3 protein-coding genes and 1 pseudogene are annotated in these 4,578 nt (G+C 67.0%); 1 reads left to right on the top strand and 3 read right to left on the bottom strand.

Annotation, left to right across the window (positions count from 1 at the left end):
* Positions 1-213 (top strand): annotated as a pseudogene (locus WAW85_RS07015) (hypothetical protein); the annotation flags it as partial.
* A 21-nt stretch (positions 214-234) separates the two neighbouring features.
* On the opposite strand, the gene WAW85_RS07020 reads toward WAW85_RS07015, so the two are convergent.
* The 3 genes from WAW85_RS07020 to WAW85_RS07030 form a co-directional block, all read right to left on the bottom strand.
* Positions 235-2,541, bottom strand: coding sequence for a RelA/SpoT family protein (locus WAW85_RS07020; RefSeq protein WP_422558909.1), 2,307 nt, complete (start codon positions 2,539-2,541; stop codon positions 235-237).
* Between the two features lie 58 nt (positions 2,542-2,599).
* Entirely contained in the window at positions 2,600-3,166 is a 567-nt protein-coding gene (locus tag WAW85_RS07025) for an adenine phosphoribosyltransferase (RefSeq protein ID WP_422558911.1), read from the bottom strand.
* The coding region (locus WAW85_RS07030) for an ABC transporter substrate-binding protein (protein ID WP_422558910.1) at positions 3,151-4,578 on the bottom strand (1,428 nt) is incomplete at its 5' end. The genes WAW85_RS07025 and WAW85_RS07030, both read right to left, overlap by 16 nt.

The raw sequence follows: 4,578 nt of genomic DNA on the forward strand, positions 1-4,578 counted from the left end.
ATGTATATCTTCCTCAAAGACACCCCGCTGCTGCCGAACTACTCGGTGATCGGCAGCGTCGACGCCGCCGCGCAACCAGTGCTCGACAAGGTGATCGCCGCTGGTATCGCCCGGGGTCCGGGCGCAACCGCGCCGAAGGACGGCGCGCCGCTGGAAGGCGGCGTGCCGAAGAATCCGGTGATCATCACCGGCGTGACCGTCGATCAGGGCTGACCCGCGGGCGGACCGACAGGCTCAGGCGGCCGAGGTGACGCGGTAGACGTCGTAGACGCCTTCCACATTGCGCACCACGTTCAACACATGACCGAGGTGTTTGGGGTCGCCCATCTCGAAGGTGAACTTGCTGATCGCCACCCGATCGCGACCGGTCTGCACCGTCGCGGACAGGATGTTGACGCGCTCATCGGCCAGCACCCGGGTGATGTCGGACAGTAGTCGGTGGCGATCGAGCGCCTCCACCTGAATGGCCACCAGGAAGATCGACGACGAACTCGGCGCCCACATGACCGGAACCAGTCGTTCTTCCTGCGCGCGCAGCGCCCCGGCGTTGGTGCAGTCGCTGCGGTGGACGCTCACACCACCCCCGCGGGTGACGAAGCCGAGGATCTCGTCGCCGGGCACCGGGGTACAGCATTTGGCCAGTTTGATAAGGATGTTGTCGACGCCTTCGACCCGCACACCGCAGTCGCCGCTGGGCCGGCGCGGCGCCGGGGTGATGGTCGACGGGGTGGCCCGCTCGGCCAGCTCTTCCTCGGCACTTTCCACCCCGCCGAGCATGGCGACCAAGCGATGCACGACGCGGCCTGCCGTGAGATTGTGCTCACCGACAGCGGTGTAGAGCCCGTCCACATCGCTGTAGCCGAGTTCTTTGGCGAGCGCATTCACTGAATCGGCCGAGAGCAGTCGCTGCAATGGAAGTCCGCCGCGACGGACCTCTTTGAGGATCGCGTCCTTCCCCGCTTCCAGCGCTTCCTCACGCCGCTCCTTGGCGAACCATTGCCGTATTTTGGCTTTGGCGCGCGGCGAGACGACAAAGCTCTGCCAGTCCTTACTCGGCCCAGCGTTCTCGTCTTTGGAGGTGAAAACCTCGATCACTTCGCCGTTCTCCAACGGGCGTTCGAGCGCCACCAGGCGGCCGTTTACGCGGGCTCCAATGCAGCGATGGCCCACTTCGGTGTGCACCGCATACGCGAAGTCGACCGGAGTGGAGCCGGTCGGCAGGGTCACTACGTCGCCCTTCGGGGTGAAGACGAAGATTTCCTTGACCGCCAGGTCATAGCGCAGCGACTCGAGGAACTCCCCCGGGTCGGCGGCTTCCCGCTGCCAGTCGAGCAATTGGCGCATCCACGCCATGTCGTCGACCTCAGCACCGTCAACAGGCTTGCGCCCCTTACCTTTTCGGCCTTCTTTGTACCGCCAGTGCGCCGCGATTCCGAACTCTGCGGTGCGGTGCATCTCGTGTGTGCGGATCTGCACTTCGAGCGGTTTGCCCTCCGGGCCGATCACCGTGGTGTGCAGCGACTGGTAGACACCGAAGCTCGGCTGAGCGATGTAATCTTTGAATCGCCCCGCCATCGGATGCCACAGCGAGTGGACCACGCCGACCGCGGCATAGCAGTCGCGGACGTCGTCGCACAGAATGCGCATACCGACGAGGTCGTGGATGTCGTCGAAGTCCCGGCCTTTGACGATCATTTTCTGATAGATCGACCAGTAGTGCTTGGGACGGCCCTCGACGGTCGCACTGATGCGGGACGCGCCCAGCGCATTATTCAGGTCACTGCGCACGCGCGCCAGGTAGGTGTCGCGGCTGGGCGCCCGGTCGGCGACCAAACGCACGATCTCTTCGTACCGTTTCGGGTGCAGGATCGCGAAAGAAAGGTCTTCGAGCTCCCATTTGACCGTCGCCATGCCCAGACGGTGCGCCAGCGGTGCGATCACCTCCAGGGTCTCTCGGGCCTTACGTGCTTGCTTCTCCGGCGGGAGGAAGCGCATGGTGCGCATATTGTGCAGGCGGTCGGCCACCTTGATCACCAGGACCCGCGGGTCACGGGCCATCGCAATGATCATCTTGCGGATCGTCTCGCCCTCGGCGGCACTACCCAGTGCCACCTTGTCGAGCTTGGTGACACCGTCGACTAAGTGGGCCACCTCGGGCCCGAAGTCCGCGACCAGCTGATCGAGCGCGTAGCCGGTGTCCTCGACGGTATCGTGCAGCAGTGCGGCAACCAGGGTAATGGTGTCCATGCCCAGGTCGGCCAAGATACTGGCGACGGCCAGCGGATGCGTGATGTACGGGTCGCCGGACTTGCGGAACTGACCTTCGTGGTGGGTGGCGGCGATGTCGTACGCGCGTTGCAGGATTGCGACGTCGGCCTTCGGGTAGACGTCCCGATGCAGGGCGACGAGCGGCTCCAGTACCGGATCGATCGGCCCGCGGGCCGCGGCCGTCATCCGGCGAGCCAACCGGGCGCGGACCCGCCGTGAACTCAGGGGCGCTCCGCCGTCGTCCGGACGCCGTCCGGTCTCCGCCTCACTCATGCCTGCAGCTTAGCTGCGGTGGGTCGGTGCCGTGGCGTCAGCCACGGCTTAGTCCCCACTACCCAGCGCAGAGCGTGTGGACCACGATCGTCTCGCCCAGACCGGCGGCGAGGCGCTCGCGTCCACCGAGGCCCACCAACTCCATGATGACGGCCATACCGCACACCCGGGCACCGGCGACGGTCAGGAGATCCGCCGCGGCCCGCAAGGTGCCGCCGGTGGCCAGGACGTCGTCGACGACCGCCACCCGACGTCCGTTCAGGGCGATTCCACTGGCGGGCATCTCCAACCGGGCACTGCCGTACTCGAGTTGGTAGTCGACGCTGATGACCGGGGGCGGAAGTTTGCCGCCCTTGCGCACCGCGAGCACACCGATTCCCAGTTCCCGCGCGATGGCGCCGCCGAGCAGAAAGCCGCGCGCATCGATACCCGCGATGTAGTCGGCACCGACACACATTTCGGCCATCGCCGCGATCACCGCATCCAGACCCTCCGGATCGGCCAGAACGGGTGTCAGATCTTTGAAGCACACGCCGGGAACCGGGAAGTCATCGACCCGCCGGGTGTGTGCGGTGATCGCCGAGCGGGCGCGGTCGAGCGCCGCGCTGGTCACGACCGCACCCAGCGATCCATATTCCAGCCGGTACCGGTCTGTGCCAGACCGGGCACCACCCGGTCGACGCCGCCGGTGTTCTCGCGGAAGCGGACGCTGCCATAGAGCGGGATCGACGCCAAACCATCCCACGCCGCTTCCTCAGCGATCCGCGCCAACGGCAAGCGTGCACTGTCGCTCTGCGTCAGCGAGAGATCGTTGATCGCGCCGGACGCCCGATCGTTCCGGAAGTTCGACACGTTCAGCGGGTCCCCGGCGAAAAGCTGGTAGGCGGCCGGAAAACCGGAGGCCGTCCCGGCCGCCGCACGGCCGGTCGGGCCGTTGGTCAACAGAACGTCCACTTCGGTCCCCAGCGCGGCCGGGCCGATGGTCGGGCCGCTCACGTCGGTCACGGTAATTCCCGCGGCCGCGCAGGAACCTGCGATCGTCTCAGCGACCGCCTTGCCCACCGCGTCCGGACCGAGATAGCCCAGTCGCACGGTGACCGCCGGGGCGGGAATGCCGTCGTCACCGGCCGGTCGCTGATCGATCAGTTCCTTGGCGCGACGGACATCGGCTCGTGGATAGCGCCGCGCGAACTGCCCATTGAGCGCACTGCCCAGGGCGTCACCCGGGGCCACGGTGCGCACTGACCAGACCACCCCGTTGGCCCCGAAGCGCCGAGCGAGATTGTCACGCGGGACGCACTGCGCGAAGGCGCGGCGCACGGCCGGGTCGGCCATGATGCCGCGCGCTGCGGGCATCAGTTGCGTCACCGACAGTGGCCGCGGGTCACGGGAACCGCTCCGGTTCTCCGACCCGTCGTAGGCGGCCACAGCCCGGCCGGCCACCTGGTCGGCAGCCTGTTGGTCAGCGGTGTCGAGCACCTCTATCCGGCCGTCGCTGACAGCTGTGGACCCCGCAGTCCCCCGCGGCCAGACCACAATGCGCGGCGTGGCGGGCTGCTCGCCCCACCATGTGTCGTTGGCGACGAGTTCCATGCCGCCATCGACGGTGTAGGTGTCCACCCGGTACGGACCGGCGGACGGAAAGTCCATCGGATCGATCTGTTTGCCCGGCTCCAACGCAAACCCCGTGTTCCAGGCGGTCGCAATCTTGTCGATCGCTTCCTGATCACGCGAGCCCAAGGCGCCGACCAGGTCGGTGACACCGGACCGCCGCGCCACGATGTGCGAGGGCACCAGCGCGCCGACACCGAACAGCGCCGGCCACTGGGCGTAGTCACGACCGCGGCCGAAGGTCACCGTGGCGGTGGTGGCGCCCGGTGTGCAGGCAACGTCGGCGATATCCCGGTATCCCGCGGTGGTGGCCGCCGTGAAACCGCGCACCTTACCGCCCATCGCGGCCGCCGCGAGCACAATATCGTCGCATACCATCGGATTGCCGTCGGAGTACACCGCTCCCGGCGCGAAGGTGTATTTCAG

Origin of the sequence: Gordonia sp. (in: high G+C Gram-positive bacteria) (assembly GCF_049299075.1) — a bacterium.
Classification (GTDB): Bacteria; Actinomycetota; Actinomycetes; order Mycobacteriales; family Mycobacteriaceae; genus Gordonia.

What these genes read in the sequence shown, in the direction of transcription:
- WAW85_RS07020 (WP_422558909.1), bottom strand. Translation starts at nt 2,541, where the DNA reads ATGAGTGAGGCGGAGACCGGACGGCGTCCGGACGACGGCGGAGCGCCC.